Origin of the sequence: Staphylococcus haemolyticus, from assembly GCF_006094395.1 — a bacterium.
Classification (GTDB): Bacteria; Bacillota; Bacilli; order Staphylococcales; family Staphylococcaceae; genus Staphylococcus; species Staphylococcus haemolyticus.
Map to the genome: position 1 here is coordinate 1649222 of NZ_CP035291.1, position 24775 is coordinate 1673996.

Here is a 24775-nt window from a genome sequence, read left to right on the forward strand (position 1 = left end):
GTCATTCATCCTCGCTTATATAAAACATTTTAAACGTTCCTTTAAACACTATTGTGTCTCTTACGTATGAGTTTACTTCTATAACATAATGGTGCGAAGTTTTATTTACAACGTGTGCTTCTGCCCTTACTGTATCATTAAGTTTAACTTTCTCAATGAATGCTACATTACTTTCCTGTGTTAACACTGTTGATTTATGTATTAAAGCTACACAAAGCGAATTTGCTTGAGCAAATAACACATGACCTCGTGCTATCTGAGTCTTCGTAAAAACGGATTCTTCAGTAATTTCAATGAGGGATTGAGCGGATATATTTGGTTCAACTTGAATTAAATCTCCAACCACTTCATTTGCCTCTAGAGCACGAATTTGTTCATAATTTTGCTCAGCTACTAATTTAATACGCTTTCGTAGTTCTGGAATACTTAGGTTTGTTCTATCTAACCTTATGGTTTGAATACTAACTTCAAACTGTTCACATAATTCACTATCCGTAATAAAGGGATTTAATTCAATTGCTTTTTGAATCGCCTGACGACGTTCTGCTTTTTTCAATTTCAATTAAATCCCTCCTTAAAAGTGAAATTAGTACCAAGTCTTAAACATTCCTCACATATCATAACACTTTCCGTTTGATAAGCTCAACAAATATCATAGTGCTATATTTTACTTTTTGACAATAGTGACTTTTAAGCATCAATCAAAACTCATATGTAGCAAGTTCTGATCAATGAATTCACGTAAATGCTGATATGTTTCTGTGAAAAATTCACCTGATTGTATTAACTCTGCCGCCTCGTCTCGAGCTACTTCAAGCATTCGATAATCTTCAACAATATTCGCTACCATAAAGTCAGGCAAACCACTTTGTTTAACTCCAAAGAAGTCACCAGGACCACGCATTTCTAAATCACGCTCACTCAATTCAAAACCATCCGTTGTTTGCGTCATAATAGTCATGCGTTCTATGCCAGTTTCTGTCTTGGGAGATGCGATAAGGACACAGTAACTTTGGTGTTCACTACGTCCTACACGACCTCTTAATTGATGCAACGTTGATAAACCAAAGCGGTCTGCATCATATATCATCATAAATGTCGCGTTTGGTACATTGACGCCAACTTCAACTACAGTTGTTGAAACTAGTATATCTATTTCATGTTGACTGAAACGCGTCATAACCTCATCTTTTTCTTCAGCTGGCATTTTACCATGTAATAATCCTACTTTTTTCTCGCCATAATGCAGTTTGAGTGATTCATACAACTCGACTACATTTTGCACATCTTCAAGATGCTCTGAACTCTCTATCAATGGACATATTACATAGGCTTGACGCCCTTTCTTAAGTTCAGACGTCATTTGCGATAGCACTTGCTCATATTGTTCATGCTTTGCCCAATTTGTAATAATTGGCTTGCGCCCTTTAGGTAGTTGCTTAATTGATGACACATCCATTTCACCAAATACAGATATAGCAAGTGTTCTAGGAATCGGTGTTGCTGTCATAAAGAGTACATTCGTCATTGCACCCTTCTCTCTTAAAAGTTGACGTTGATTGACTCCGAAGCGATGTTGTTCATCTGTTATGACAAGTCCTACATTTTGAAATGTTACATCATCTTGAATCAGCGCATGTGTACCTATTAAACAATCAATAGTACCATTTTCTAATTGCTCTAATAGAACTTTTCTTTTTTTACCTTTAACAGAACCTGTCAGCAATGCTACATTCATATACTCACCGAACAGTTCAGTTAAACTATTTGCATGTTGTTCAGCTAAAATTTCCGTTGGGACCATTAATGCTGATTGATAGCCCGCTGTTTTCAACGCATACATACATATTGCTGCAACAACTGTTTTACCTGACCCCACATCACCCTGTAGTAATCGGTGCATACGTATCGGTGCTTTTAAATCTCTAAAGATTTCATTCACACTCTTTTTTTGTGCATCAGTTAATTCAAAAGGTAAAGTTTCTATAAAATCTTTCACTTTTTGAATATCGTAATTTATCTCAATAGCTTCGTCAGATGACTTTTCTAAACGATTTAACCACTGCATTCTTAATTCAAACATAAATAACTCAGTAAAAGCATATGTTCTTCTAGCACGTAATAAGTCCTGTCGATCCTTTGGACGATGTAAGGCATGTAATGTATCCTCTAAGGATTCTAATTTATATTTCTGTTTAAGTTCTTCTGTAAGCCATTCATGGATTGTAACATCATCTAAAGTTTGATAAATCATATCCCGCATTTGTTTTTGTTTAATGCCCTCTTTAATGCGATAAACAGGTTCTAACTTAATTTCACTTGTATCTTGTGATTGCTCATTAAAAAACATCCTGTTTCCATTTATTTCTTGTTTTGCACGATTCCATTTTCCTTTAACAGTTACCGTCCCATGAAGTTCAATTTTCTTTTTCAAGTATGGTTGATTAAAGAAGATACACTTGACCGCGATGTTATCTACCATCAAGTGTACTGTTAACTTTGATTTATTTCTGCCGAAAAATGCGACAGTTGGCATCGAATAAACTTCGCCGACAATTGTAACTGTAGATTGATCTTCAGCCATATTTAAATCTACAACTGTATTATCTTCGTATCGAGTCGGTAGATAGAGTACTAAGTCTTCAACCGTATTAATATTCAGTTCTTGCAATAAAGCAATTCTTTTTGGTCCTAGTCCTTTGATACTTTGAAGCGGATACGGACTTTCTATTAAATTGACTTTAGTCATAACTTCTCACCTAGTATTTGTAATATTAATTTTTATTTTATCATGATTAGGCTGATTAATTGATTGTTACGCCTTTTGCACTATAAAAAAGGTACGAAACAATATTCATTACGAATTTCTTGTTCCGCACCCTAATTTACTATATGATTAATGCTTATCTTTCACATGCCCATCCATCTTTATCACGGTCTAACTTAGATTGATAAGCAGGATGTCCTTTTTTAACTCCATTGGGATATTTCTTTCTCATCAAAGTACAATTTTTATAATATTCTTTAGATTGCTTTTTTGTTGTTTTTGAAGGTGAGGTCTTTGGTATTGTTGGCTTCACAGTAGACTTGGCAGTTGATGTCTGACCCGTCTTGGTTTTAGAGTTCGATGTTGTCGTACTCCAAATATTTAACTTTTCAGCTTGAGCTTTCGATTGACTCACCTTCAACATCTGTTCGAACGTATTATTAGGTGGATAAATGTATGTTACTCGTGCTAATCCTTGTCTTACAACGGCTTCGTTAACCATTCTACCATCAGCATAAACATACGCTAAATAACGACCATATTTATCTGTGCGTTGCCCCCTATCAAACTGCACTTGAATAGTACGAGCATTCGCTAACATATTTGTCGTGAAACGACTAGCTTCTGGACCATATTTTTGAACAGGTTTACGTGGATCTTTAGTTTCAGGTGTATCGATAAGCAACAATCTAAAAGTTAATTTCTTTCCTTTGTAAAGAAGTTGAACAGTATCTCCGTCGATACCCTTTACAAATTTAACTTTCTCTTTTGTTAATACATTACTTTGCGCATTAACTATGTGCTGTGGCATTACTACTAGTATTGAGGTAAATGCTATTAAAATCGACAAACTTGCAATGGCAACCTTCTTTTTAAAAAGAAATAACATAAGACTTATAGTAATAAGACAAATAAATACTAAATAAATGTTCCCCATAAGTATTCTCCTAATAATTAATATACATATATTTTATACTAAATATCATAAAAAATACTATTAAAATTTTTAATATTTTTATCTTTTAAATCATCTATAAGAAAATGAAAGTTTAGCTCCATATGAAAAATAGCTATGAAGCATTCTATAGTCATAGATTACTTCATAGCTATTTTAGAAATTAGTTATTCAACTGAGAATAAATATTGATAAATCGGTTGTCCACCATTATGTTCTTCTACTTCAACATCTGGGTATTCACTTTCAACCCATTCTACTAATTTGTCAGAGATATCATCATTTGCATCCTCACCAGCAATGATAGTTAAAATTTCACTATCTTCATTAAGCATAGATTTAAGCAAACCAGTGACGGTAACAAATTCATCATCATTGCTTGTAACAATTTTGCTTTCTGACAATCCCATGAATTCGCCTTTTTTAATTTCTACACCATCAATTTTAGTGTCACGAACAGCAAATGTTACTGAACCAGATTTCACTGATTCTAATGCTGTTGTCATATGAGAGTGATTATCTTCAAGTGATGATGAAGGATCGTATTGGAACAATGCCGCAATACCTTTTGGAATAGATGTTGTAGGAATTACAACTGTATCTGCTTCAACTAAAGTTGCTGCTTGATCACTCGACATTCTTATATTTTTATTATTTGGTAGAATAATGGCACGTTTACATTGAGATTGCTCAATTACTTTCACAATATCTTCTGTTGAAGGATTCATTGTTTGGCCACCACTTATGATATGTGTCGCACCCATAGATGTAAATAATTCAGAAATACCATCACCCATTGAAATCGCGATAATGGCAGTCTCAACTGTTTTTGATTCTTCTTGCTCATCAGAATGATGATTTAGTTTCTCTTTTCTAATCACTTCACGATGTTGTTCACGCATATTTTCAACTTTTAATTTAATAAGTTCACCATACTCTTGACCATAGTTGAACACTTCACCAGGCGTTTCAGTATGTACGTGCACTTTAACAATTTCATCATCATTAATCACAAGTAAAGAATCACCGAATTGACTCATATCTGTTCTAAATGTTTGTTCATCAAATGCTCTTTTATCTTTTCCAAAGCGAACCATCATTTCAGTACAATAGCCGTATTTAATATCTTCTGTATTTATTACACCGTGGAAATCATGTTCTTCATGTACTAATTCTTCTGTGTTTAACTTTTCTTTTTTAGCTTCAATAGTTTGACCTGTCAATCCTTTTAAGAAGCCTTCATACACACATAGTAAGCCTTTACCACCACTATCTACTACACCAACTTCTTTTAATACGGCAAGTAGATTTGGCGTATTATTTAATGATTTTTCAGCTTCCGCAATTGTATATTCCATAACTTCAACGCAGTCATCTGTTTCTTCGGCTTTATTAACCGCAGCTTTTGCAGCATCTTTAGCAACAGTTAAGATCGTACCTTCAACCGGTTTCATCACTGCTTTATAAGCTGTATCAACTCCCGCTTGAAAACTACTTGCAAGTTGTTGCGCATTTATTTCATTTTCAGTTTCGATATTTTTACAGAAACCTCTAAATAATTGAGATAGAATAACACCTGAGTTGCCACGAGCACCCATAAGTAATCCTTTAGAGAATGTCTTCCCTAATTCACCAATGCTTTGAGATAAATTGTTTTCAACTTCTTCACGTCCAGAAGTAATTGTAAGATTCATATTAGTTCCTGTGTCGCCATCTGGCACAGGGTATACATTTAAAGAATCCACTAAATCTGCATTATTAGATAAATTTTGTGCCCCTTGTATTATCATGTCGGCAAATAATTTACCATTAATTTTGCTAATCATCCTGCTAAGTCCTCCTATACCTACTTGCCCTTATTATTAAGTCTTACACCTTGTACAAATATATTAATTGAATTCACTTTAACATTTAGTGAGTTTTCAAGTGTATATTTTACTGATGATTGTACGTTGTTTGCTACTTCTGAAATTTTTACACCATAGCTTACAATAATATACATATCTATATCAATGACACCATTGTTTTCTTTTACTTCAATGCCTCTAGCATAATTTTCATGTCCTAAAATTTCGGCAATGCCATCTCTAACTTGTTGTCTAGATGCCATACCTACAATACCATAGCTTTCAACAGCTTTGCTGCCTACTACTGAAGCAATGACTTCATTTGAGATATCGATTTTACCATAATCATTTGAGATTTCTATTGTCATCTTTATATTCCTCCTGAAATTTGTTTAAAAATGACGAAACTATAAAAATTTACAATTAAATTCATAAAAGAAAATAACCGATTCTTCCATAAATAAGTCTTAATAACTTAATTAAATATATTACATAACTCCTCAGCTTACAATTATACCATAAATTATAAATTTCAAAACATTTTTAAAGAAAACGACTTTAATTTCATTGCTTTAAAATTTCATATATGGTATCTTATTTAAGTATATAAGTAGTCAAGTGTATTTATATTTATTAAAGGAGGTACTTTGATGGGTAAACAATGTTACGTAACAGGTCGTAAAGCATCGACTGGTAATAATCGTTCACACGCTTTAAATGCGAATAAACGCAGATTTAATGCTAACCTTCAAAAAGTTAGAATTTTAGTTGACGGAAAACCTAAAAAAGTTTGGGTTTCTGCTCGTGCTTTAAAATCTGGTAAAGTTACTAGAGTTTAATAAATATAATGCACTAAAAAATGCCTTCATATGTGGTGAAGGCATTTTTTTTGCTTAATTTTAATTTGCATCTCTACTTCTAATTTGTAAGACTTGTCCATCATGTACTTCGATTTGTGCAACTTTCTCTTTAACCTCATTCGATAATGTAAGTGTAGATCCTTTTTCAAGAGGTTGATTATTTAAATTGTATTTAAATCCATTTAATGATAAAGCAACTACTTCATTAACTGGAATAAATGAAACATATGGATAACTTTGTAATTTGTGAATTTCGTGAATGCCTTGTTTCAATAACTTAATTTCATTTTGTAGATCTTCAACAATAATTATGATGTTTTGCTCTATATATTTGGGCTTTTGTAGTATTTGTAAAACACCCATAAAATGATCTAATCTACCACCTGTTGCGCCATATATATGTATTTCTGTAAATCCTCTATTTACAGCTTCCTCTACACCTAATGCCAAATCAGTATCATCTTTTTCAGCCTTAACTGGTTTGATATTTAATTCGTGTTTTAATTGAAGACGTTCTTCCTCTGAAACTGAATCGAAATCTCCAACTGAAAAAACTGGATTAATAGAATGATTGATAAGAATAAGTGCACCTCTATCAATCCCGCCCCAGTGGTCTTGTTTCAATGTGGCTAAAACATCTGATGGCAAATGACGATCACTACATAATAAATTGATTCGCATAATTATATCAGCCTTTCAATAATTGTGTTACCTTACCATAATCTTCCTGTTTAAAGAAATAAGAACCAGTAACAAACATATCTGCCCCATTATCAACACATATTTTAATAGTTTCATTGTTGATACCACCATCAACTTCGATATTAAAATTTAAATTTAATGATTGTCTTAAATCTCTTAAAATTTTCACTTTTGCTGCACATGCTTCTATAAATGATTGACCACCAAATCCTGGATTCACAGTCATAACAAGTACATAATCAACAATTTCAAGTACAGGTAATAATGACTCAACTGGTGTACCAGGATTAATTACAACGCCAGCTTTCTTTCCGGCATTTTTTATCATTTGTAATGCTCTATGAATATGCTGTGTAGCCTCAACATGTACTGATATCATGTCAGCACCGTGTTCAGCAAAGGTATTAATATATTGTTCAGGTTGTTCAATCATTAAGTGAACATCAATCGGTAATTGAGTAGCTGCTCTAACTGAATCAAGAATAGGAATACCAATAGAAATATTAGGTACAAATTGACCATCCATTACATCAAAGTGCAGACCATCAATTTGTGCTTCTTCTAAAGCTTTAATTTCATTCTCTAAATTTAAAAAATCGGCTGATAAAAGTGATGGGTAGATTTTCTTCATTAATATCTGACCTTTCTATTTGAGATTTCATTATATAATTGAATATAGTGATCATAGCGAAATTGTGCTAAATAACCATTTTCCAATTGCTGTTTGACATGACACTTTGGTTCCTTAATGTGGTTACAATTTCTAAATTTACATTCCTCACCAAAGCGATTCATTTCTATAAAATAATGCTTCAATTCATCTTTATCAATATGACCGAAATCTAGCGCACTAAATCCAGGTGTATCCGCGATAAAACCAGATTCTCTTTCAAACAACTCTACATGTCTAGTTGTATGTTTACCACGATTAAGTGATTTAGAGATATGATTAGTTTCTAAATTTAGTTCTGGTTTAAACGCATTGATAAACGTCGATTTACCTACACCTGATTGACCACTTAATACAATGAGCCCTTTAGGCCATGTTGCCACAACTTCTTGTTGACTCGTATGCTTGCCTACAAATTGCGTATTGTAACCAATTTCTTCATAAATTTTTAACCAAGCATTAATTTGTTCAATTTCATTTTCAGAGGCTAAATCCTTTTTAGTCACTAGAATACTCGGTTCTAAATCATACGAATGCGCAATAACCAAGAAGCGATCTAACAATTGCGTTGAAAAATCTGGTTCTACAGCGCTCATCACGATGATTAAGCCATCAATATTACTAACTGGTGGTCGTTTCAATTCATTATGACGCTCATGAACGTGATGAATATAGCCTTCACTTGTGTTTTGGATTTCAAAATCAACAATATCCCCCACAATTGGTGAAAATTTCTTCTTTCTGAAAAGACCGCGTGGTTTAGTATCATATAAAGTTCCATCAACATCTACTTGATAGACACCACTAATTAGTTTGATAATTCGTCCAGTTTCCAAAATGACACCTCTTAATCATTATTTATATTAAATTATTATAGCAAATGCTTGAAGATTATTATATGCAGAAGTGAATTGAAGAAATAATTTATCATTATATATTTATTTTTAGTTTACATAACAATTTTATGGTATGTTTTTTTACTAAGAAACCCTTTTAGCGAATGTGCATTATTCCATTCACTAAAAGGGTTAAATTTAATATTCTATATCTTTATCTGCAATTACATCGCCATCAACTCTGATCGTATAGCCCGCGTCTGAGCCTTGCTCAATTTTAAGCGGAATCGTTATCGTTTTGTCATCTTTTATACTAAACGTTTGGCTAGCAGATGTGCCACTATTGTCCTTATCTCTAATGTAAACTTGAACTTTTTGACTTTCGTCATCTCCCGTATATGGGATGTGATATGTTTCTGTATAATTCTTAACTTTTTGTGTATCATCAGACTTGTCTTCACTAGAAGATTTAGATTTCTCTGAATCTTTGTCTTCATCTTTTGAAGATGTTTTTCCTTTTGAAACAATGAATTGAACTGTACTTCCCTCTTCAACCTCTGTATTTTTAGGGCTTTGTGAAATAATATTATCTTTTTTAACATTATTACTTGATTCTGTCGTCATTTGTACTTTCAGACCATTTTTTTCAAGTTCTTTCTTTGCAGTTTGATAATTTTTATTTTCATAATTTTTAACATATACCTTTTTAACACCTAATGATTCGGTTAAAGTAATTTGATGATCGTTTATGCGAACATAACTATCAGGATTAACACTTTGCTTAGCTATAGCACCTTTAGGTACTTGATTATTATATTCTTGATTGACTGTCACATGATCAAGTTTAGATTGTTTCAATTTATCTAATGCATCTACTTTTTTCATGCCTATAACATTAGGCATTTTAGCACGTTCAGGCCCTTTTGAAAGCACAATATCTACTTTTTCATGCTGATTAACTCTTTCACCTTGTTTTGGTTTAGTCTTTATTATTTTATTTTCCGGATAATCATCACTGTAATCTCTAGAGATATTACCAATTTCTAAATGAGATTGTCGCAGTATTTTTTCCGCTTCTTTTTCAGTTTTACCTTTAAGATCAGGCACTTCCGCATATTTACTACCAAACATGCCCATCGCTATAAAACCAAATAAACTTGCGACTAATAAAAGTAAAATAAGCGCAATAGCGAATTTCTTCTTTTTTGAACGTTTTTTCTTAGGTGGTTCATAGATTTGTGCTTCGCTCGTTTGAAAATGATGCTCATTAACAATCGGTATTTGCATCGTTTGTGCAATTTGTTTTTGTTCATTTTCTTCTTTTATTTTACTTTTAATATCTTGTCTATCAATCGATACCGTATTAGTCTCATCTTCTTCAATAGAATGCTTCTTTTCATTAGCACGACTAGACACAAGCACACTACTTAAATCTTCTTTCATATCTTTAACACTTTGATAGCGATCAGAGGCTTTCTTCTCCGTTGCTCTAAGTACGACATTACTTAGTGATTGAGGTATTTCAGATCTTAACTCCGTTACGTTTGGAATTGAATCTTGAATATGTTTTATTGCGATACTAACGGCTGTCTCACCATTAAAAGGCGGTTCACCAACTAACATTTCGTAAAGAACGATACCGATGGAATAGATATCAGTTGCTTCATTCGTAGTTTCACCTTTAGCTTGTTCTGGTGAAAGATACTGAACTGTTCCTAATACATGATTCGTCTGTGTCATAGATGTTTCACTTAACGCCTTTGCAATTCCAAAGTCAAAGATTTTTAGTGTTTTGTTCTTATCAATTAAAATGTTCTGAGGTTTTATATCTCTATGTATGATAAGTTTTTCATGCGCTTGTGCCACACCTTTTAAAATCTGATTCGTGAAATCAATGGCTGTATCTACACTTAAAGGTCCATGGCTATGTATATATTCTGATAAAGTAGGTCCATCTATATATTCCATAATTAGAAAGAAGCACTCTTCATCTTCTTGAACATCATATACTTCAACAATGTTTTCATGTGAAAGTTGTGTCGCATTGTTAACTTCTCGTTCGAAACGCTTCATCGTTTCTTCTTTTTCATTCTGAGGAATAGAGATTGCTTTAATCGCTACTTCACGATTTAAAATGGTATCTTCTGCTAAGTAAACGGTACTCATACCCCCGCCACCAAGCTTATCTACTATTTTGTAACGTTCACTAACTATCTTTCCAATCATAGACGATCACCTTCAATAGCTGCTATTAAGACACTGATGTTATCTTTTGAATCATGATTTAATGCTAATTGAATTAGTTGCTCCCCATGTTCTTCTAATGATAATGATTCATTAAAAGACTCATGAATACTTTCACCTCTGACATAGTCCGTTAAACCATCAGAATTTAACATTATAAAGTCATAATGATTAAATCGTTTTGTAAATATATCTGGACTCACTCGTTTATCTGTCCCCATTACTTTAGTAATAATATTACGTTGCGGGTGTGTAAAAGCTTCTTCTTCAGTTATTTGACCTGTCATCACTAAGTGATTTACAAACGAATGATCGTAAGTAATTTGTTCAATTTCTCTAGAGTTAATTAGATAGGCTCTAGAATCCCCTATATTGGCCACTACCAATTGTTTATCGAATACAAGGGCACAAACGCATGTTGTACCCATACCTTTGTATTCTTCATTAGTTTGAGCATATTCAAATAGTTCACGATTAATCTCTTTTAAATTAAAACGCAACCAAGTTTCGGCTTGTTCATACTCTATAAAATTCTCATCTTCAAAACGTTTTTGAAGTTCATAAGTAACAAACTGACTTGCAATTTCCCCCGCTTTATGACCACCCATACCATCACATAATACTAATAACTGTTGTTGGGTTTGGTTATAAAAAATACCTCCTGCATCTTCATTTTTATTTCTATGTTGTCCAGTATCTGTGAAAAATTGTGCGTTTAGCATTGTGATTACCTCGTTTCTACTTGTCGTTCCTTCGCTCTTAATTGTCCACATGCTGCGTCAATATCTGATCCTTGTTCTCTTCTAATTGTAGCATTAATACCTAATCGTTTTAGTTCTTTTTCAAATTTAAAAATATCGTCTTTAGGTGTTTTGACGTAATTTCGTTCTGGAACATGATTAACTGGGATTAAGTTAACATGACAATTCAAATCTTTAATAAGATGCGCTAAATCACGTGCGTGCTCTAGTTGATCATTTACGCCACCGAACAATCCATATTCAAATGTCACACGGCGATTTGTTTTTTCTTGATAATATTTGATTGCTTCCATTAATTTATCTACATGATATGCTCTGTTAATCGGCATTAATTTAGATCGAATTTCATCCTTAGCTGCATGCAAACTTACGGCAAAGTTAATTTGAATGTCTTCTTCGGCAAAATCATAAATACGTGGAATAATACCTGATGTTGAAACTGTAATATGGCGTGCACCGATGTTTAAACTGTTGTCATCATTAACTATACGTAAGAAATCCATCATTTCATCATAATTCTCAAAAGGTTCACCAATACCCATTATAACAATTTGTGATACACGTTCATCCGTTGCATCTAATGCTTTTTGAACTGTTAAGACTTGTGAAACAATTTCTCCAGCTTCTAAATTACGTTTTAAGCCTCCTAATGTTGAGGCACAGAATGTACAACCGATACGACAACCAACTTGAGTTGTCACACAAACTGAATTCCCATAGTCATGACGCATTAATACGGTTTCAATAGTATAGCCATCTTGTAGTTCAAATAGGAATTTAATTGTTCCATCTTTACTTTCTTGTTTAACAACAGTAGTTAATGTTGTCATTGCAAAATTATCTTTTAAAACTTGACGCAAATCTTTGGATAAATTTGTCATGTCATCAATGCTATCTACGCGCTTTTGATATAACCATTCAAATATTTGTTTGGCTCTAAATTTTTGTTGGCCGTGTTCTACTAACCATTCTTGCATTTCATCATATCTTAATGAGTAAATCGACTGTTTTTCAAAATCAGGCAAGAATTTATTTTTCTTCTTTTTTTCAGTAGTTATCATCTTAACTTTCCTTTCTTTTTATTTTAGTGATGAAAAAGCCATCCGAATTAAAGTCTTGGGGTAGAATTTGTATTGTCTTCACTTGTTCACCGGTAACTGGGTGAGTCATAAGTTCAAATTCGAAGTCTTTATTATTTTTTAAAAATGTATAAATAACATTTTCATTTTCAAGTTGTTCAATAGTGCATGTTGAATAAACTAGTGTACCACCAGGTTTCAAGTTATCTTTTACATTGTCTAATATCTCTAATTGTAATTCAACTAAGTCTTGAATATCTTGTTGCGTTTGAACATATTTAATTTCTGGCTTATGTCTAAGCACACCTAAACCACTACACGGTGCATCGACGAGAATTTTGTCATATACATCTTTGTAAGGTTTTGTTGCATCATGATCAAAAGCTTTAATGTTATTAAGTTGTAACTTTACAATGTTTTCTTTTATTAAACCAATTTTATGCTTATGGATATCTGTGGCATCCACGTGACCACTTGGCGCCAATAACTCAGCTATGTGACACGCTTTACCTCCAGGTGCACTACAAGCATCTAAAATAACGTCATTTTCTTCAACACCCATCAAATATCCTACAAACATTGAGCTTTTATCTTGAATAGAAATATTACCATTCTTAAAGTTTGAAGATTCAATAATTGGATGCCCTTTTAAATGTAAACAATATGGAATCAATTCATCGACTTCAACTTCATATCCTTCACTTTGTAAACTTGACACGACATCTTCAACTTTATTTTTACTTGTATTAACACGTACTGTACCCGCAGTTTGATCAAAAAATGATGATGCCATCTTTCGTGTCGTTTCAACACCATAGTGCGTAATCCAATGTTCAATAATCCACTTTGGAATGCTATATTCAACGGCCATACGTTGTTTATCATTCTTAATAGATTCTAAACTTGGCAATTCACTTCTAAATATTGTTCTCAATATTGCATTTACAACGTTACCGTTATGAGGGCCCCCACGATGTTTTGCAATATTTACCGCTTCATTGATAATGGCATGATTGGGTACTTTATCTAGATAAATATATTGATACAAACTCATCCATAATAGCTGTCTGACCCAACTTTTTATTTTAGTCTTTACAAAAGGTCTAAGATAGAAATCCAATGTCATTTTTCTCTTTACAGTCCCATATACGAGTTCAGTATACAATGGTTTATCAATATCAGAAACGTCGCCAGTTGACAATACTTCATTGATTCTCAGATTACTGTATGCGTAGTCATTAAATATTTCTTGAATTGTTTGAAACGCTAATTCTCTCACTGATTGTGTCATTTTAATATTTTCCCAACTAGCGATTCTTGAACACCGCTTAAATAATTTGATGCCAACATACGTTTCTTGCCGGCTAATTGAATATCTGTTAAAGCAATTGCATCATCTGAGCCTGTCGCAACAATGATTGCCTTTTTAGTCGTTTCGACGATTTCCCCTGGTTGCCCTTTTTTGTTATGCACGATATGTGCAGCATACAATTTCAAGTTTGTATCATCCATTGTAGTGTAGCCAACTGGCCATGGTGATAAGCCACGAATATGATTATGAATATCTTTTGCATTCATAGTCCAATCAATTCGTTCGTCTTCTCTGCTAATATTTGAAGCGAATGTTGCTTGTGTGTCATCTTGTGAAATACTATCATTAGTACCATTTACAATTGAAGGTAGCGTTTCTTTTAGTAGATTAGCACCGAGTACACTAAGCTTATCATGCATCGTACCTACATCGTCATTATCTTCAATATTAATAGCTTTCTGTGAAATAATATTTCCTGCATCTAACTTTTTAACCATATACATGATCGTGATTCCTGTTTGAGCTTCACCATCAATAATTGCTTGATGTATGGGCGCACCACCACGGTATTTAGGTAATAATGATGCATGGACATTAATAGCACCTAATTTAGGTAATTGTAATAACTGATCAGGCAATAACTGTCCGAATGCTGCAGTGACTATTAAATCAGGTTCTAACTGTAACAGTTGTGCCAATTCGTCAGATTGCGCTAATTTTTCTGGTTGAAACACAGGTAAATTGTGTTCTTCAGCCACTCGTTTAACAGGTGGTGGTGTTAATACACGTTTACGTCCCACTGGTCTATCAGGTTGCGTTACGACTGCGATAACGTCGTGTTCTTCTATTAACATTTCCAATACCTTAGTTGAAAAATCAGGTGTCCCCATAAATATCACTTTAGTCATTTTCAAAATACGCCTCCACTTCTTCATCAGTTAATAAATGCTGTGCACGTTTTGTAAATGGTATACCATTCATTTGATCGACTATGTGCAGTATCATTCTAGCTACATCGTCATATGCAGTTAGTTCAATCGTATTACCTTCTAAATCATTCGCTTCAATTGTGATCATTTTACTACGTTCAACTTCTCCATATATACCCGGTAAATTTACAGAGCCTTCAAGATCGATTATTTTATCATTGGATTCTGATTTAATTTTAGGATTGATTAGTTGCAATAATCCTTCAACTTCCATATCAATGATAGCTACTTGTTTACTTATGCCGATTTGAGGCGCACATAAAGCTGAGGCCTCTTCTGCATATAATGTATCTTCCAAATCTAATAATAAATCTTTTAATGTAGCATCATACGCTTTAATAGGTTGTGCTTGTTTAGTTAATACAGGATGCGTTGACTGGACTAATTTTTGTATCGCCATTAAATATGCTCCTCTTGAAAAATTCATCATATAATTATAACTTAATTCACTTTGAAATGCGACCTTAGTCTTAAATTTAGACACTTCAATCTGTTTTAATTGCTTTTATTTTCTATACCTTTAAAATATATATTAAGGATACCAATAAATACAATATTTAACAGTGGAGGTGTAAATATGGAAGTAAATAAAATTATATACATTGTGCTTGCATTCTTTTTAGGCGGTTTCGGCGTTCATAAATTTTATGCCGGTAAAACAATGTCAGGATTTTTACACTTAGCCTTTTTCTGGACAGGAATTCCACACATTATCGCAATTATTAGTGGCGTTCTAACATTATTAAGACCAGCAGATGAAAACGGAAATGTTGTAATGTAATTAAAGTAAAAGAGTTACGCAATTTAGGATTCCATCTCTAATAATTGCGTAACTCTTATTTTTTACATTAATATTTGCGGATTAATGTCTATTTTTAATGCTAGCTTATTCTTTAAATAAGCTTCATGATAATAATCATCTAAATATTGAAGTGCTTTCAGTAATTCTGGTTCGCTCTTATATTTAACTAAAATTTGAAAACGATGTTCATTGTTGATTCGTGCGATGGCTGCTGGAGATGGCCCTAATACTAACGCGCGATCCGTTAGATGTTGTAATAAAATTTGATGAATATGTTTGGAGGCCTCCATCACTTTTTTCATATTTTTATGAGATATCGTAAAATTAATTAAGAAGTAGTATGGTGGATATTTACCTATCTTTCTGTATTCCATCTCTTTTTGATAAAAGGTTAGATAATCATTCTTTTGAACATCTTGAATAGCATAGTGTTCTGGGTTGTATGTTTGAATAATAACTCTACCCGGTTTATCATGACGCCCCGCTCTTCCAGCTACTTGCGTTAATAGTTGATACGTTCGTTCACTAGCACGAAAATCAGGTAGATTTAACATTGTATCTGCGTTCAAAACACCTACTAATGTAATATTGGGATAGTCCAACCCTTTTGCAATCATTTGCGTACCTAATAAAATATCGCCCTTACCTTCTTCAAATTCATTAAGTAATTTCTCGTGAGCACCTTTTCTAGAAGTCGTGTCAACATCCATTCGTATAATACGCGCTTCTTCAAATTCTTGTTGTAGGATTTCTTCTACGCGTTGTGTACCAGTCCCTACCTGACGTATATGCGAACTCTCACAATTAGGACACTTATTCGGAGGCACCTCATGATAACCACAATAATGACATTTTAATTGGTCCGTAGACTTATGATAGGTTAATGAGATATCACAGTGTGGACATTGTGGTACATAACCACAATCTCGACATAACATAAATGATGCATATCCTCGACGATTAAGAAATAATACGATTTGCTCATTTTTACGTAATCGATCTTCAATGGCCTCTCGTAATTCATTTGAAAACATCGAACGATTGCCAGCGCTTAATTCTTCTCTCATGTCAACAATATCTATTGAAGGTAAAGCCTGTTGATTAACCCTTGTAGGTAACGTTAGTAGCTGATACACACCTTTTTCAGTACGCGCATATGATTCTAAACTTGGTGTTGCACTTCCTAAGACTAGTGGACATTGATGAAATTGACTTCTCCATTCAGCAATATCTCTCGCGTGATATCGGGGATAATCCTCTTGTTTATACGTTGATTCATGTTCTTCATCTATAATGATAATTCCTAAATTTTTAAAAGGGGCAAAAATGCTTGAACGAGCTCCCACGCTTACACGGGCTCTACCGTCTCTAATCTTTTGCCATTCGTCGTACCGTTCACCATTAGATAAGCCAGAATGTAATACTGCTACATCATCACCAAAACGACGCTTAAATCGTAAAACCATCTGAGGTGTTAAAGCAATTTCAGGGACTAACATCATTGCTTCTTTACCTTTATTAAGTACTTCTTCAATTGTTTGCAAGTAAACTTCAGTTTTACCTGAACCTGTCACGCCATGTAGTAAGAATGTTCGTTGTTCACTATTATTAATTTTCTCTTTAATATTTTCATAAGCAATACGTTGTTCTGAAGTCAGTTCTCGTTTCTCTTCTTGTTCAAACACTCGATTAGCAAAAGGATCACGCTCTACTTCAGCATTATATTTTTCAATAAAACCTTTTTTAACTAATCCATCAATACTTGATTTAGAAAAACCCATTTCTTCCATATCTTTTAAAAAGACAGTTTTATGGCGCTCATCTAGAAGGTAAGCATATACATCATATTGTTTGAATTTTTTCTCAAGTTTAGCAAGGACTTCATCTGGATGATATCCATCTATAATACGTACAGCTTTCTGTGTTTTCTTTTTAATGTTTTGAGATAATAGAGTTACTTCTTTTACAGTCCCAGCCTTTAAGAGTTTATTTAAAATAGGAAGATGGTCATTTTTTTGAGCATCTTTATACTTATATTGACCGTCGGAATCAAAAAATTTCAGCAACTGCTCATCCATATCATTATGTTTCACAACTTCAAAGACTTTAGTATATTTAGCTTTGATAGCACTCGGTAACATGACCTCTAATACAGAAATACTTTTTGATACATGATAATGGCTAATCCATTCACTTAATTGAATTAATTCAGAAGTTAATTCAGGCTTTATATCTTGGACTTCTTTGATTTCTTTAAGTTTTTCAAGATTAATATCATCACTTGGTTCGGTTTCAATATTCATCACGTATCCTTGAATTGTACGAGGACCGAATGGAACTACAACTCTGACGCCAACTTGAATAAACGCTTCTAAATTTTTAGGTATAAGATAATCAAATTTGAAGTCAACGCTCTTAGAAGGAATATCTACTATTACCTTTGCAATCATTATTGCCACCTAGTTTCTAATTCATCTAAAATTTGTTCAGCTAATTGAACTTTTTTGCCTCTCTTAATATTAATCATTTCTTTATTTTTAAAATGCATTGTCAATTCATTATCATCTGATTTAAAACCAATCGTCTTGTCACCTACATTATTTGAAATAATGACATCTGCATTTTTTCGTTTTAACTTATCTTGTGCATATGCTTCTATATTTTGCGTTTCAGCAGCGAACCCAACTAAGTATTGTTGTCTTTTATGTTCACCTAAATATTTCAGAATATCTTTAGTACGTTTAAACGTCACAGCTAAATCGCCATCTTGCTTTTTCATTTTATGATCTAATACTTCCATTGGCGTATAATCTGAAACAGCTGCTGCTTTAATAACTATATCTTGCTTATCAAAACGTGTCGTCACCGCTTCAAACATTTCCTCTGCACTTTCAATATGAATAACATCTACACCAATCGGATCAGCTAGTTGTGTTGGTCCAGTTACTAATGTAACGTGTGCGCCTCTATTTCTTAATGCCTCAGCTAAAGCGTAACCCATTTTTCCTGAAGAACGATTTGATACAAAACGAACTGGGTCAATCACCTCGACAGTTGGTCCAGCTGTCACTAACGCATGTTTACCTTTAAATGAACTCTCTTCTTTTATCTTTTGAGAATTAAAAAAATCATTCAAGACTTTAACAATCTGCAAAGGTTCTTCCATTCGTCCTTTAGCAACATAACCACACGCTAAATAACCATCCCCAGGTTCAATAAAGTGATATCCATCTTCCATTAAAACGTTAATATTATGTTGCGTGCGGTTGTTCTCATACATATGTACATTCATTGCTGGGGCAATAAACTTTGGCGTCTCAGTAGCTATCAAGGTTGATGTCAGAATATCATCTGCTATTCCCACACTTAATTTAGCTATCACATTGGCAGTAGCTGGGGCAACTACAATCGCATCTGCCCAATCACCTAGTGCGATATGTTGAATTTCTTGTGGATTCTCTTCCTTAAACGTATTAGTATATACTGGATTTCTACTAATAGCTTGGAAAGCGAGTGGAGTAACAAATTCTTGAGCATGTTCTGATAACATCACACGTACATCGTAACCGGCTTGTGTTAATTTGCTCGTTAAATCTATTGCTTTATATGCTGCAATACCACCTGTAACAGCTAGTAAAATGTGTTTCATAATCGTATTTCTCCCTTTTACTATCTCGATTATTAATCATAATTTATATTAAATTTATTATACACAAATTAAACGTTTAATTAAAAAGACACATCTTATTGAAAAGTGGTTATACTTAAATCAATAAGATGTGCATATAAAAAATTATATTTAATTCGTTTTTTACATTGTGAATTCATCAGAAACTACTGGTGTAATTTTACCGCTAGCAATTTCTTCTAACGCTTCACCAACAGGTTTAGCTGAATGATATCCACTTAATAAAGCAGTTTCAGGTCTTTCATCTAATTCACGTGCACGCTTAGCTGCAGTCGTAGCAATTAAATATTTAGAATTAATTTTAGATTGTAACTGGTTTAATGGTGGGTTTAACATTATTTTTTGGCCTCCAATAACATTTTTCTATATATAGCTTCAACACGTTCGCGTTTTAAGTGTTCTGCTTCAACAATTGATTGAATACGTTCTTTCGCTAAATGGACTTCATCGTTTACCACAACATAGTCATAAAGATTCATCATCTCTACTTCTTTACGTGCTTCATTAACTCTGGATTGTATCTTCTCGTCTGATTCAGTGCCACGTCCAACTAAACGTTCTTTCAAATGATCTAAGCTAGGTGGTGCAAGGAAGATAAATAATGCATCTGGAAATTTCTTTCTTACTTGTTTGGCACCCTCTACTTCGATTTCTAAGAACACATCATGTCCAGCAGCCATCGTATCCTTAACATATTGAACAGGTGTACCATAGTAATTTCCAACGTATTCAGCATATTCAATAAATTGATCTTCCTGAATTAAAGCTTCAAATTCTTCTTTCGTCTTAAAAAAGTAATCTACACCATCAACTTCACCTTCACGCATATTTCGTGTCGTCATTGAAATAGAGTACTTATATGATGTAGTTGGATCATCAAATATCTCTTTGCGAACAGTTCCTTTGCCTACTCCTGAAGGACCTGAAAGAACAATTAGTAATCCTTTTTCATTATCCATGCCTTACGACCTCTCTAAGCTATTCTTCTATTATTTAAATATAATATCATATTGTAGTTAAAATTGTATAGAGTATGCAACATAAACTTAAATCATGACGCTATCATTCTACCATGTTACAATATACTGAATGATTAAATTGAAGGTGGAAATTATTTATGGCATATGATGGCTTATTCACTAAAAAAATGGTTGAATCAATACAGTTTTTAGTTTCAGGACGAATTCATAAAATCAACCAACCTGAAAATGACACTATCCTTATGGTTATACGTCAAAATCGCAAAAATCATCAACTATTACTATCTATACACCCTAGTTTTTCAAGAATGCATATTACGACTAAAAAATATGATAATCCATTTGAACCACCAATGTTTGCTCGTGTTTTTAGAAAGCATCTAGAAGGTGGCATTATTAAAGCTATACGTCAGATTGGCAATGATCGTCGTATTGAAATCGATATTGAAAGTAAAGATGAAATTGGTGATACCATTTACCGCACGGTTATCTTAGAAATCATGGGTAAACATAGTAACTTGTTACTTGTTGATGACAATTACAAAATAATTGAAGGGTTTAAACATTTAACCCCTAATACCAATCAATATCGTACTGTTATGCCAGGATTCAAATATGAAGCGCCACCTACTCAAAACAAATTGAACCCTTTTAATATAACAGGCGAAGAAGCTTTAAAATATGTAGATTTCAATAGTGGTAAAATTGCGAAACAATTATTAAACACTTTCGAAGGCTTTAGTCCACTCATTACTAATGAAATCGTTAATCGCTATCAATTTATGACAACGGAAACGCTACCTAAAGCATATGACGAAGTTATCAACCAGACATTGAAAACACCCGTCCCTATTTTCCATAAAAATCATGAAACTGGAAAAGAAGATTTTTATTTTATGAAATTAAAGCAATTTCATGATGACATGGTTGAATATGCGTCCTTACATGAATTATTAGATCGCTACTACGATGCACGTGGTGAAAGAGAACGCGTTAAACAACGCGCAAATGATTTAGTTCGATTTGTGCAACAACAATCTCAAAAATATCAACATAAATTAAGTAAACTTATAGATGAATATGAAAGTGCTAAAGATAAAGATAAGCAACAACTTTACGGTGAATTAATTACTGCTAATATTTATCGTATTAATCAAGGTGATGACGCTGTAACTGTATTAAATTACTACACCAATGAGGAAATAACGATACCTTTAAATCCTACTAAATCACCATCAGTTAATGCGCAATATTACTACAAGCAATATAATCGTATGAAAACACGTGAACGTGAATTAGACCATCAAATTCATTTAACACGTGAAAACATAGACTATTTTGCAAATATTGAACAACAATTAGAGCATATTACAGTTGATGAAATTGATGATATTCGTGATGAATTAGCAGAACAAGGATTTATGAAGCAACGTAAAAACATCAAAAAGAAAAAGAATGATAAAATTCAACTTCAAACATATATCTCTACGGATGGCGATACTATATTAGTAGGTAAAAATAATAAGCAAAATGATTATTTAACTAATCGTAAAGCTCAAAAGTCCCATATATGGTTCCATACAAAAGATATTCCAGGTTCACACGTTGTCATTTTGAATGATGCACCAAGTGAAGAAACGATTAAAGAGGCAGCTATGTTAGCTGGTTATTTCTCAAAAGCGGGTAATTCTGGTCAAATTCCCGTAGACTATACGGAAATAAGAAATGTTCATAAACCTTCAGGCGCTAAACCAGGATTTGTAACTTATGACAATCAAAAAACATTATTTGCAACTCCAGATTATGACAAAATACAAAGTATGAAAGTCAAATAAAAACGACAAAATTACTATATAATAAAAATAGGATTAGAACCAAATGCATTTATACATTCGGTTCTAATCCTATTTTTTTATTTTTCAGGTAACGCAAGTTGAAAACTAACGCCAAATTTATCTTGCACCCATGCGAATTCGCGGAATGGTGGCATTGCAGTTTTAGGCATCAATATAGCGCCTTCTTTCTTCAAACCATTAAATAGTCGTTCCATTTCCATGGCATTATCTACAGTTATATATAAAGAAATGGATGGATTCATAGGTAAATCTTCTCCATTATCAGCATCTATTGCCATAAATACTTGTCCATTCAACGTAAATATAGAATGTTGTACTGTTCCAGGAACGCCTGGTCCCTCTTCACCATACTTCACCATAGTTAAAATTTCACTGTTTTCAAATAGACTCGTATATAAATTTATTGCTTCTTCTGCTTGATTATTAAACATTAGAAATGTTGTTATTTTCGGTATTTCCACAATAATTCCCCTCTCTATATCTTCAATACCTATTTTAGACTAATTTTAATTATTTTGAAAAAATTTGAATATTTGATTCTTTTAATCTAAATTTTTGACTTATACTATTTTCAAGTTAAAATTAAACTAAAGTTCAATTGGAGGCTTTCTATTATGATGCATCTTATTATACCGATTTTATCTATGCTTATTGTCTTACTTATCGGATGGGTACTAATTAAAATTTTTATTCGCTAATTTATAGTTTTAGATTTTCTTTTTATAAACAAAAAACGTGGTATACACGACTACTTTTTAACTATTTATGAAAAAGTATTTGTCATATATACCACGTTTTTAAACTATTTTACCTTTTTGCCTTAACGTATCTTTAGCTTTTTTAAAGAAATCACTCGTATGCCCAAATGAATCCATACTCACTTTTGACTGAGTTCCACTCATTTCTCTAATACTATTGTCAATCGACATTATGTTATCCGGGGATTTAAAGTCTTCTTCTCTGTATAAGAATTCGTTAACGTGCTTCATATTATCATAGAAACGATTAGCCTCACTATCGGTCATCATAATCAATCCCCCTTTTGACATAGCATATTACAAGTTATCTCTCCATTCAACTAAAGTCTGTATATCATTCTCAGAAATTTTTCCTTCTTCACGAGCCACTTCAATTAACTCATTATAATTACTTAGTGTATAAAATGGAACATCAATTTCATTAAACATGTCATCTGCTTTCTTTAAACCATAAGTAAAAATAGCAACGACACCTAAAACATCAGCACCAGCATCCTTTAAAGCTTCAACTGCTGTAATTGAAGATCCACCTGTAGAAATTAAATCTTCTACTACTACCACTTTCTTCCCTTTACTTACTGCTCCTTCAATTTGATTTTGTTTACCATGACTTTTACTTTTAGAGCGAACATAATTCATAGGTAAATTTAACTTTTCAGAGATGTAAGCGGCATGAGGAATACCTGCTGTGGCTGTACCAGAAACAATATCTACGTTACCAAATTGCTCAATAATCATTTGACTTAATCCATCACGAATGGCACGACGTACTTCTGGATAACCTAATGTTACGCGGTTATCACAGTAGATAGGAGATTTGATGCCTGAACTCCACGTATATAAGTCATTCGGAGATAATGTTACCGCTTCAATATCTAATAAAGATTTTGCTATTTCTTTAGCCATATTAACCTAACCAACTTTCTTTAATAGTATGATAACTTTCCACAGGATTCTCGCTTTGGGTGATAGGTCGCCCAACTACGATATGTGTTGCCCCTAATTGTTTAGCATCTTCAGGTGTAGTAATACGTTTTTGATCATCTACAGCTGCCCCCTGTGGTCTAATGCCTGGTGTAACTTTTAAGAAATTAGAACCTAATTTGTTTGTTAGCAATTCTGCTTCAAGTGGAGAACAAACCACACCATCTAGACCTGCTTGTTGTGTTAAAGTAGCATAGTTTAACACTGCTTCTTCAATCGTCGTCTGAATGTTTTGTTCATTACGTAGCATTTCTTCTGTTGTAGATGTTAATTGCGTCACAGCAATGATCTTTGTATCATTACTATATTTGTGCAAACCCCTTACTGCAGCTTTCATCATGTCTGTACCTCCAGCTGCATGCACATTAACTAAGTCTACATCTAACTTTCCTAAGCCTTCCATTGCTTTTTCAACCGTGTTTGGAATATCATGTAGCTTCAAATCTAAGAATATGTCATGGCCACGAGGTTTAATCGATTTAATCAAATCGGGGCCCGCTTGATAGAAAAGTTCCATTCCAATTTTCACGAAAAGTGGTTCATCAAATTGGTCCAAGAATGTATTAACTTTAGTTGCCGATTCGAAATCTAATGCTATGATAGGTAAATCTTTCATATTATAGCTCCTTTGAAAATGAACGACTTGGTCGCCATAATCAGTTTAAAAATATCCACTGACTTATAA

Annotated in this window: 25 protein-coding genes; 3 read left to right on the top strand and 22 right to left on the bottom strand. The window is 33.2% G+C overall.

What is annotated here, in order from left to right; all coding sequences use genetic code 11:
- Position 1: 1 nt before the first annotated feature.
- The 5 genes from fapR to EQ029_RS07915 all read right to left on the bottom strand — a co-directional run bounded on the left by fapR (position 2) and on the right by EQ029_RS07915 (position 5937).
- Positions 2-562 (bottom strand): transcription factor FapR, encoded by a 561-nt coding sequence (gene fapR, locus EQ029_RS07895; RefSeq protein WP_011275971.1) that lies wholly within the window; start codon positions 560-562, stop codon positions 2-4.
- 135 nt (positions 563-697) lie between these two features.
- Positions 698-2749, bottom strand: a complete 2052-nt coding sequence (recG, locus tag EQ029_RS07900; protein WP_016930693.1) for an ATP-dependent DNA helicase RecG — start codon at positions 2747-2749, stop codon at positions 698-700.
- A gap of 154 nt (positions 2750-2903) precedes the next feature.
- Entirely contained in the window at positions 2904-3704 is an 801-nt protein-coding gene (locus EQ029_RS07905) for a thermonuclease family protein (RefSeq protein ID WP_011275973.1), read from the bottom strand.
- A gap of 185 nt (positions 3705-3889) precedes the next feature.
- Positions 3890-5548, bottom strand: coding sequence for a fatty acid kinase catalytic subunit FakA (gene fakA, locus EQ029_RS07910; protein ID WP_011275974.1), 1659 nt, complete (start codon positions 5546-5548; stop codon positions 3890-3892).
- 20 nt (positions 5549-5568) lie between these two features.
- On the bottom strand, positions 5569-5937 hold the full coding sequence (locus EQ029_RS07915; protein ID WP_011275975.1) for an Asp23/Gls24 family envelope stress response protein: 369 nt from the start codon (positions 5935-5937) through the stop codon (positions 5569-5571).
- Positions 5938-6219: 282 nt separating this feature from the next.
- Here EQ029_RS07915 and rpmB point away from each other — a divergent pair, with 282 nt between their 5' ends.
- Positions 6220-6408 (top strand): 50S ribosomal protein L28, encoded by a 189-nt coding sequence (gene rpmB / locus EQ029_RS07920; protein WP_011275976.1) that lies wholly within the window; start codon positions 6220-6222, stop codon positions 6406-6408.
- Positions 6409-6468: 60 nt separating this feature from the next.
- Here the strand turns inward: rpmB and EQ029_RS07925 are convergent, their stop codons facing one another.
- From EQ029_RS07925 to EQ029_RS07965, 9 genes are all read right to left on the bottom strand, one after another.
- Positions 6469-7110 carry a thiamine diphosphokinase gene (locus tag EQ029_RS07925; protein WP_011275977.1) on the bottom strand — a complete coding sequence of 214 codons (642 nt, stop codon included), beginning with the start codon at positions 7108-7110 and terminating at the stop codon, positions 6469-6471.
- Positions 7111-7117: 7 nt separating this feature from the next.
- On the bottom strand, positions 7118-7762 hold the full coding sequence (gene rpe, locus EQ029_RS07930; protein ID WP_011275978.1) for a ribulose-phosphate 3-epimerase: 645 nt from the start codon (positions 7760-7762) through the stop codon (positions 7118-7120).
- On the bottom strand, positions 7762-8637 hold the full coding sequence (rsgA, locus tag EQ029_RS07935) for a ribosome small subunit-dependent GTPase A (RefSeq protein ID WP_011275979.1): 876 nt from the start codon (positions 8635-8637) through the stop codon (positions 7762-7764). Before rsgA ends, rpe begins: the two co-directional genes overlap by 1 nt.
- 198 nt (positions 8638-8835) lie before the next feature.
- Positions 8836-10863: a Stk1 family PASTA domain-containing Ser/Thr kinase gene (pknB, locus tag EQ029_RS07940; RefSeq protein WP_011275980.1), complete on the bottom strand. Its 2028-nt coding sequence runs from the start codon at positions 10861-10863 to the stop codon at positions 8836-8838.
- Positions 10860-11603, bottom strand: coding sequence for a Stp1/IreP family PP2C-type Ser/Thr phosphatase (locus tag EQ029_RS07945; protein WP_011275981.1), 744 nt, complete (start codon positions 11601-11603; stop codon positions 10860-10862). Before EQ029_RS07945 ends, pknB begins: the two co-directional genes overlap by 4 nt.
- Positions 11604-11608: 5 nt before the next feature.
- A complete protein-coding gene (gene rlmN, locus EQ029_RS07950) occupies positions 11609-12703 on the bottom strand; it encodes a dual-specificity RNA methyltransferase RlmN (protein WP_011275982.1) in 1095 nt (364 codons plus the stop codon).
- 1 nt (position 12704) lies between these two features.
- Positions 12705-14012 carry a 16S rRNA (cytosine(967)-C(5))-methyltransferase RsmB gene (rsmB, locus tag EQ029_RS07955; protein ID WP_011275983.1) on the bottom strand — a complete coding sequence of 436 codons (1308 nt, stop codon included), beginning with the start codon at positions 14010-14012 and terminating at the stop codon, positions 12705-12707.
- The gene (fmt, locus tag EQ029_RS07960) at positions 14009-14941 is read right to left on the bottom strand and encodes a methionyl-tRNA formyltransferase (RefSeq protein ID WP_029376616.1); all 933 of its coding nucleotides are present in this window, start codon (positions 14939-14941) and stop codon (positions 14009-14011) included. The genes rsmB and fmt overlap by 4 nt, the downstream gene beginning before the upstream one ends.
- Positions 14934-15422, bottom strand: a complete 489-nt coding sequence (locus EQ029_RS07965; protein WP_016930694.1) for a peptide deformylase — start codon at positions 15420-15422, stop codon at positions 14934-14936. Before EQ029_RS07965 ends, fmt begins: the two co-directional genes overlap by 8 nt.
- Positions 15423-15599: 177 nt before the next feature.
- On the opposite strand from EQ029_RS07965, the gene EQ029_RS07970 reads away from it, so the two are divergent.
- Complete coding sequence (locus EQ029_RS07970; RefSeq protein ID WP_011275986.1) at positions 15600-15803, top strand: TM2 domain-containing protein; 204 nt, start codon at positions 15600-15602, stop codon at positions 15801-15803.
- Positions 15804-15865: 62 nt separating this feature from the next.
- Here EQ029_RS07970 and priA read toward each other — a convergent pair whose 3' ends face one another.
- From priA to gmk, 4 genes are all read right to left on the bottom strand, one after another.
- Positions 15866-18274 carry a primosomal protein N' gene (gene priA / locus EQ029_RS07975; RefSeq protein ID WP_016930695.1) on the bottom strand — a complete coding sequence of 803 codons (2409 nt, stop codon included), beginning with the start codon at positions 18272-18274 and terminating at the stop codon, positions 15866-15868.
- On the bottom strand, positions 18274-19473 hold the full coding sequence (coaBC, locus tag EQ029_RS07980) for a bifunctional phosphopantothenoylcysteine decarboxylase/phosphopantothenate--cysteine ligase CoaBC (RefSeq protein ID WP_011275988.1): 1200 nt from the start codon (positions 19471-19473) through the stop codon (positions 18274-18276). Before coaBC ends, priA begins: the two co-directional genes overlap by 1 nt.
- A 162-nt stretch (positions 19474-19635) precedes the next feature.
- A complete protein-coding gene (gene rpoZ, locus EQ029_RS07985) occupies positions 19636-19848 on the bottom strand; it encodes a DNA-directed RNA polymerase subunit omega (protein ID WP_011275989.1) in 213 nt (70 codons plus the stop codon).
- Positions 19848-20471 (bottom strand): guanylate kinase, encoded by a 624-nt coding sequence (gene gmk, locus EQ029_RS07990; protein ID WP_016930696.1) that lies wholly within the window; start codon positions 20469-20471, stop codon positions 19848-19850. The genes rpoZ and gmk overlap by 1 nt, the downstream gene beginning before the upstream one ends.
- A gap of 158 nt (positions 20472-20629) precedes the next feature.
- Here gmk and EQ029_RS07995 point away from each other — a divergent pair, with 158 nt between their 5' ends.
- Entirely contained in the window at positions 20630-22327 is a 1698-nt protein-coding gene (locus tag EQ029_RS07995) for an Rqc2 family fibronectin-binding protein (RefSeq protein ID WP_016930697.1), read from the top strand.
- Positions 22328-22404: 77 nt separating this feature from the next.
- Here the strand turns inward: EQ029_RS07995 and EQ029_RS08000 are convergent, their stop codons facing one another.
- From EQ029_RS08000 to pyrF, 4 genes are all read right to left on the bottom strand, one after another.
- The gene (locus EQ029_RS08000; RefSeq protein ID WP_011275992.1) at positions 22405-22809 is read right to left on the bottom strand and encodes a VOC family protein; all 405 of its coding nucleotides are present in this window, start codon (positions 22807-22809) and stop codon (positions 22405-22407) included.
- A 336-nt stretch (positions 22810-23145) separates the two neighbouring features.
- Entirely contained in the window at positions 23146-23376 is a 231-nt protein-coding gene (locus tag EQ029_RS08005) for a hypothetical protein (RefSeq protein WP_057504813.1), read from the bottom strand.
- Positions 23377-23403: 27 nt separating this feature from the next.
- Positions 23404-24012, bottom strand: coding sequence for an orotate phosphoribosyltransferase (gene pyrE / locus EQ029_RS08010; RefSeq protein ID WP_011275994.1), 609 nt, complete (start codon positions 24010-24012; stop codon positions 23404-23406).
- A gap of 1 nt (position 24013) precedes the next feature.
- A complete protein-coding gene (pyrF, locus tag EQ029_RS08015; protein ID WP_057504812.1) occupies positions 24014-24706 on the bottom strand; it encodes an orotidine-5'-phosphate decarboxylase in 693 nt (230 codons plus the stop codon).
- Positions 24707-24775: the final 69 nt, after the last annotated feature.

Bases quoted from the DNA above. Each gene is read 5' to 3' on its own strand.
- pyrF (WP_057504812.1), bottom strand. From the start codon at position 24,706: ATGAAAGATTTACCTATCATAGCATTAGATTTCGAATCGGCAACTAAA.
- EQ029_RS07970 (WP_011275986.1), top strand. From the start codon at position 15,600: ATGGAAGTAAATAAAATTATATACATTGTGCTTGCATTCTTTTTAGGC.
- pknB (WP_011275980.1), bottom strand. From the start codon at position 10,863: ATGATTGGAAAGATAGTTAGTGAACGTTACAAAATAGTAGATAAGCTT.
- rpmB (WP_011275976.1), top strand. From the start codon at position 6,220: ATGGGTAAACAATGTTACGTAACAGGTCGTAAAGCATCGACTGGTAAT.
- fmt (WP_029376616.1), bottom strand. From the start codon at position 14,941: ATGACTAAAGTGATATTTATGGGGACACCTGATTTTTCAACTAAGGTA.
- rpe (WP_011275978.1), bottom strand. From the start codon at position 7,762: ATGAAGAAAATCTACCCATCACTTTTATCAGCCGATTTTTTAAATTTA.
- rlmN (WP_011275982.1), bottom strand. From the start codon at position 12,703: ATGATAACTACTGAAAAAAAGAAGAAAAATAAATTCTTGCCTGATTTT.
- pyrE (WP_011275994.1), bottom strand. From the start codon at position 24,012: ATGGCTAAAGAAATAGCAAAATCTTTATTAGATATTGAAGCGGTAACA.
- recG (WP_016930693.1), bottom strand. From the start codon at position 2,749: ATGACTAAAGTCAATTTAATAGAAAGTCCGTATCCGCTTCAAAGTATC.
- EQ029_RS07965 (WP_016930694.1), bottom strand. From the start codon at position 15,422: ATGGCGATACAAAAATTAGTCCAGTCAACGCATCCTGTATTAACTAAA.
- fakA (WP_011275974.1), bottom strand. From the start codon at position 5,548: ATGATTAGCAAAATTAATGGTAAATTATTTGCCGACATGATAATACAA.
- EQ029_RS07915 (WP_011275975.1), bottom strand. From the start codon at position 5,937: ATGACAATAGAAATCTCAAATGATTATGGTAAAATCGATATCTCAAAT.
- EQ029_RS08005 (WP_057504813.1), bottom strand. From the start codon at position 23,376: ATGATGACCGATAGTGAGGCTAATCGTTTCTATGATAATATGAAGCAC.
- EQ029_RS07945 (WP_011275981.1), bottom strand. From the start codon at position 11,603: ATGCTAAACGCACAATTTTTCACAGATACTGGACAACATAGAAATAAA.
- rpoZ (WP_011275989.1), bottom strand. From the start codon at position 19,848: ATGTTAAACCCACCATTAAACCAGTTACAATCTAAAATTAATTCTAAA.
- EQ029_RS07995 (WP_016930697.1), top strand. From the start codon at position 20,630: ATGGCATATGATGGCTTATTCACTAAAAAAATGGTTGAATCAATACAG.
- EQ029_RS07925 (WP_011275977.1), bottom strand. From the start codon at position 7,110: ATGCGAATCAATTTATTATGTAGTGATCGTCATTTGCCATCAGATGTT.
- rsmB (WP_011275983.1), bottom strand. From the start codon at position 14,012: ATGACACAATCAGTGAGAGAATTAGCGTTTCAAACAATTCAAGAAATA.
- priA (WP_016930695.1), bottom strand. From the start codon at position 18,274: ATGATTGCAAAGGTAATAGTAGATATTCCTTCTAAGAGCGTTGACTTC.
- coaBC (WP_011275988.1), bottom strand. From the start codon at position 19,473: ATGAAACACATTTTACTAGCTGTTACAGGTGGTATTGCAGCATATAAA.
- EQ029_RS07905 (WP_011275973.1), bottom strand. From the start codon at position 3,704: ATGGGGAACATTTATTTAGTATTTATTTGTCTTATTACTATAAGTCTT.
- gmk (WP_016930696.1), bottom strand. From the start codon at position 20,471: ATGGATAATGAAAAAGGATTACTAATTGTTCTTTCAGGTCCTTCAGGA.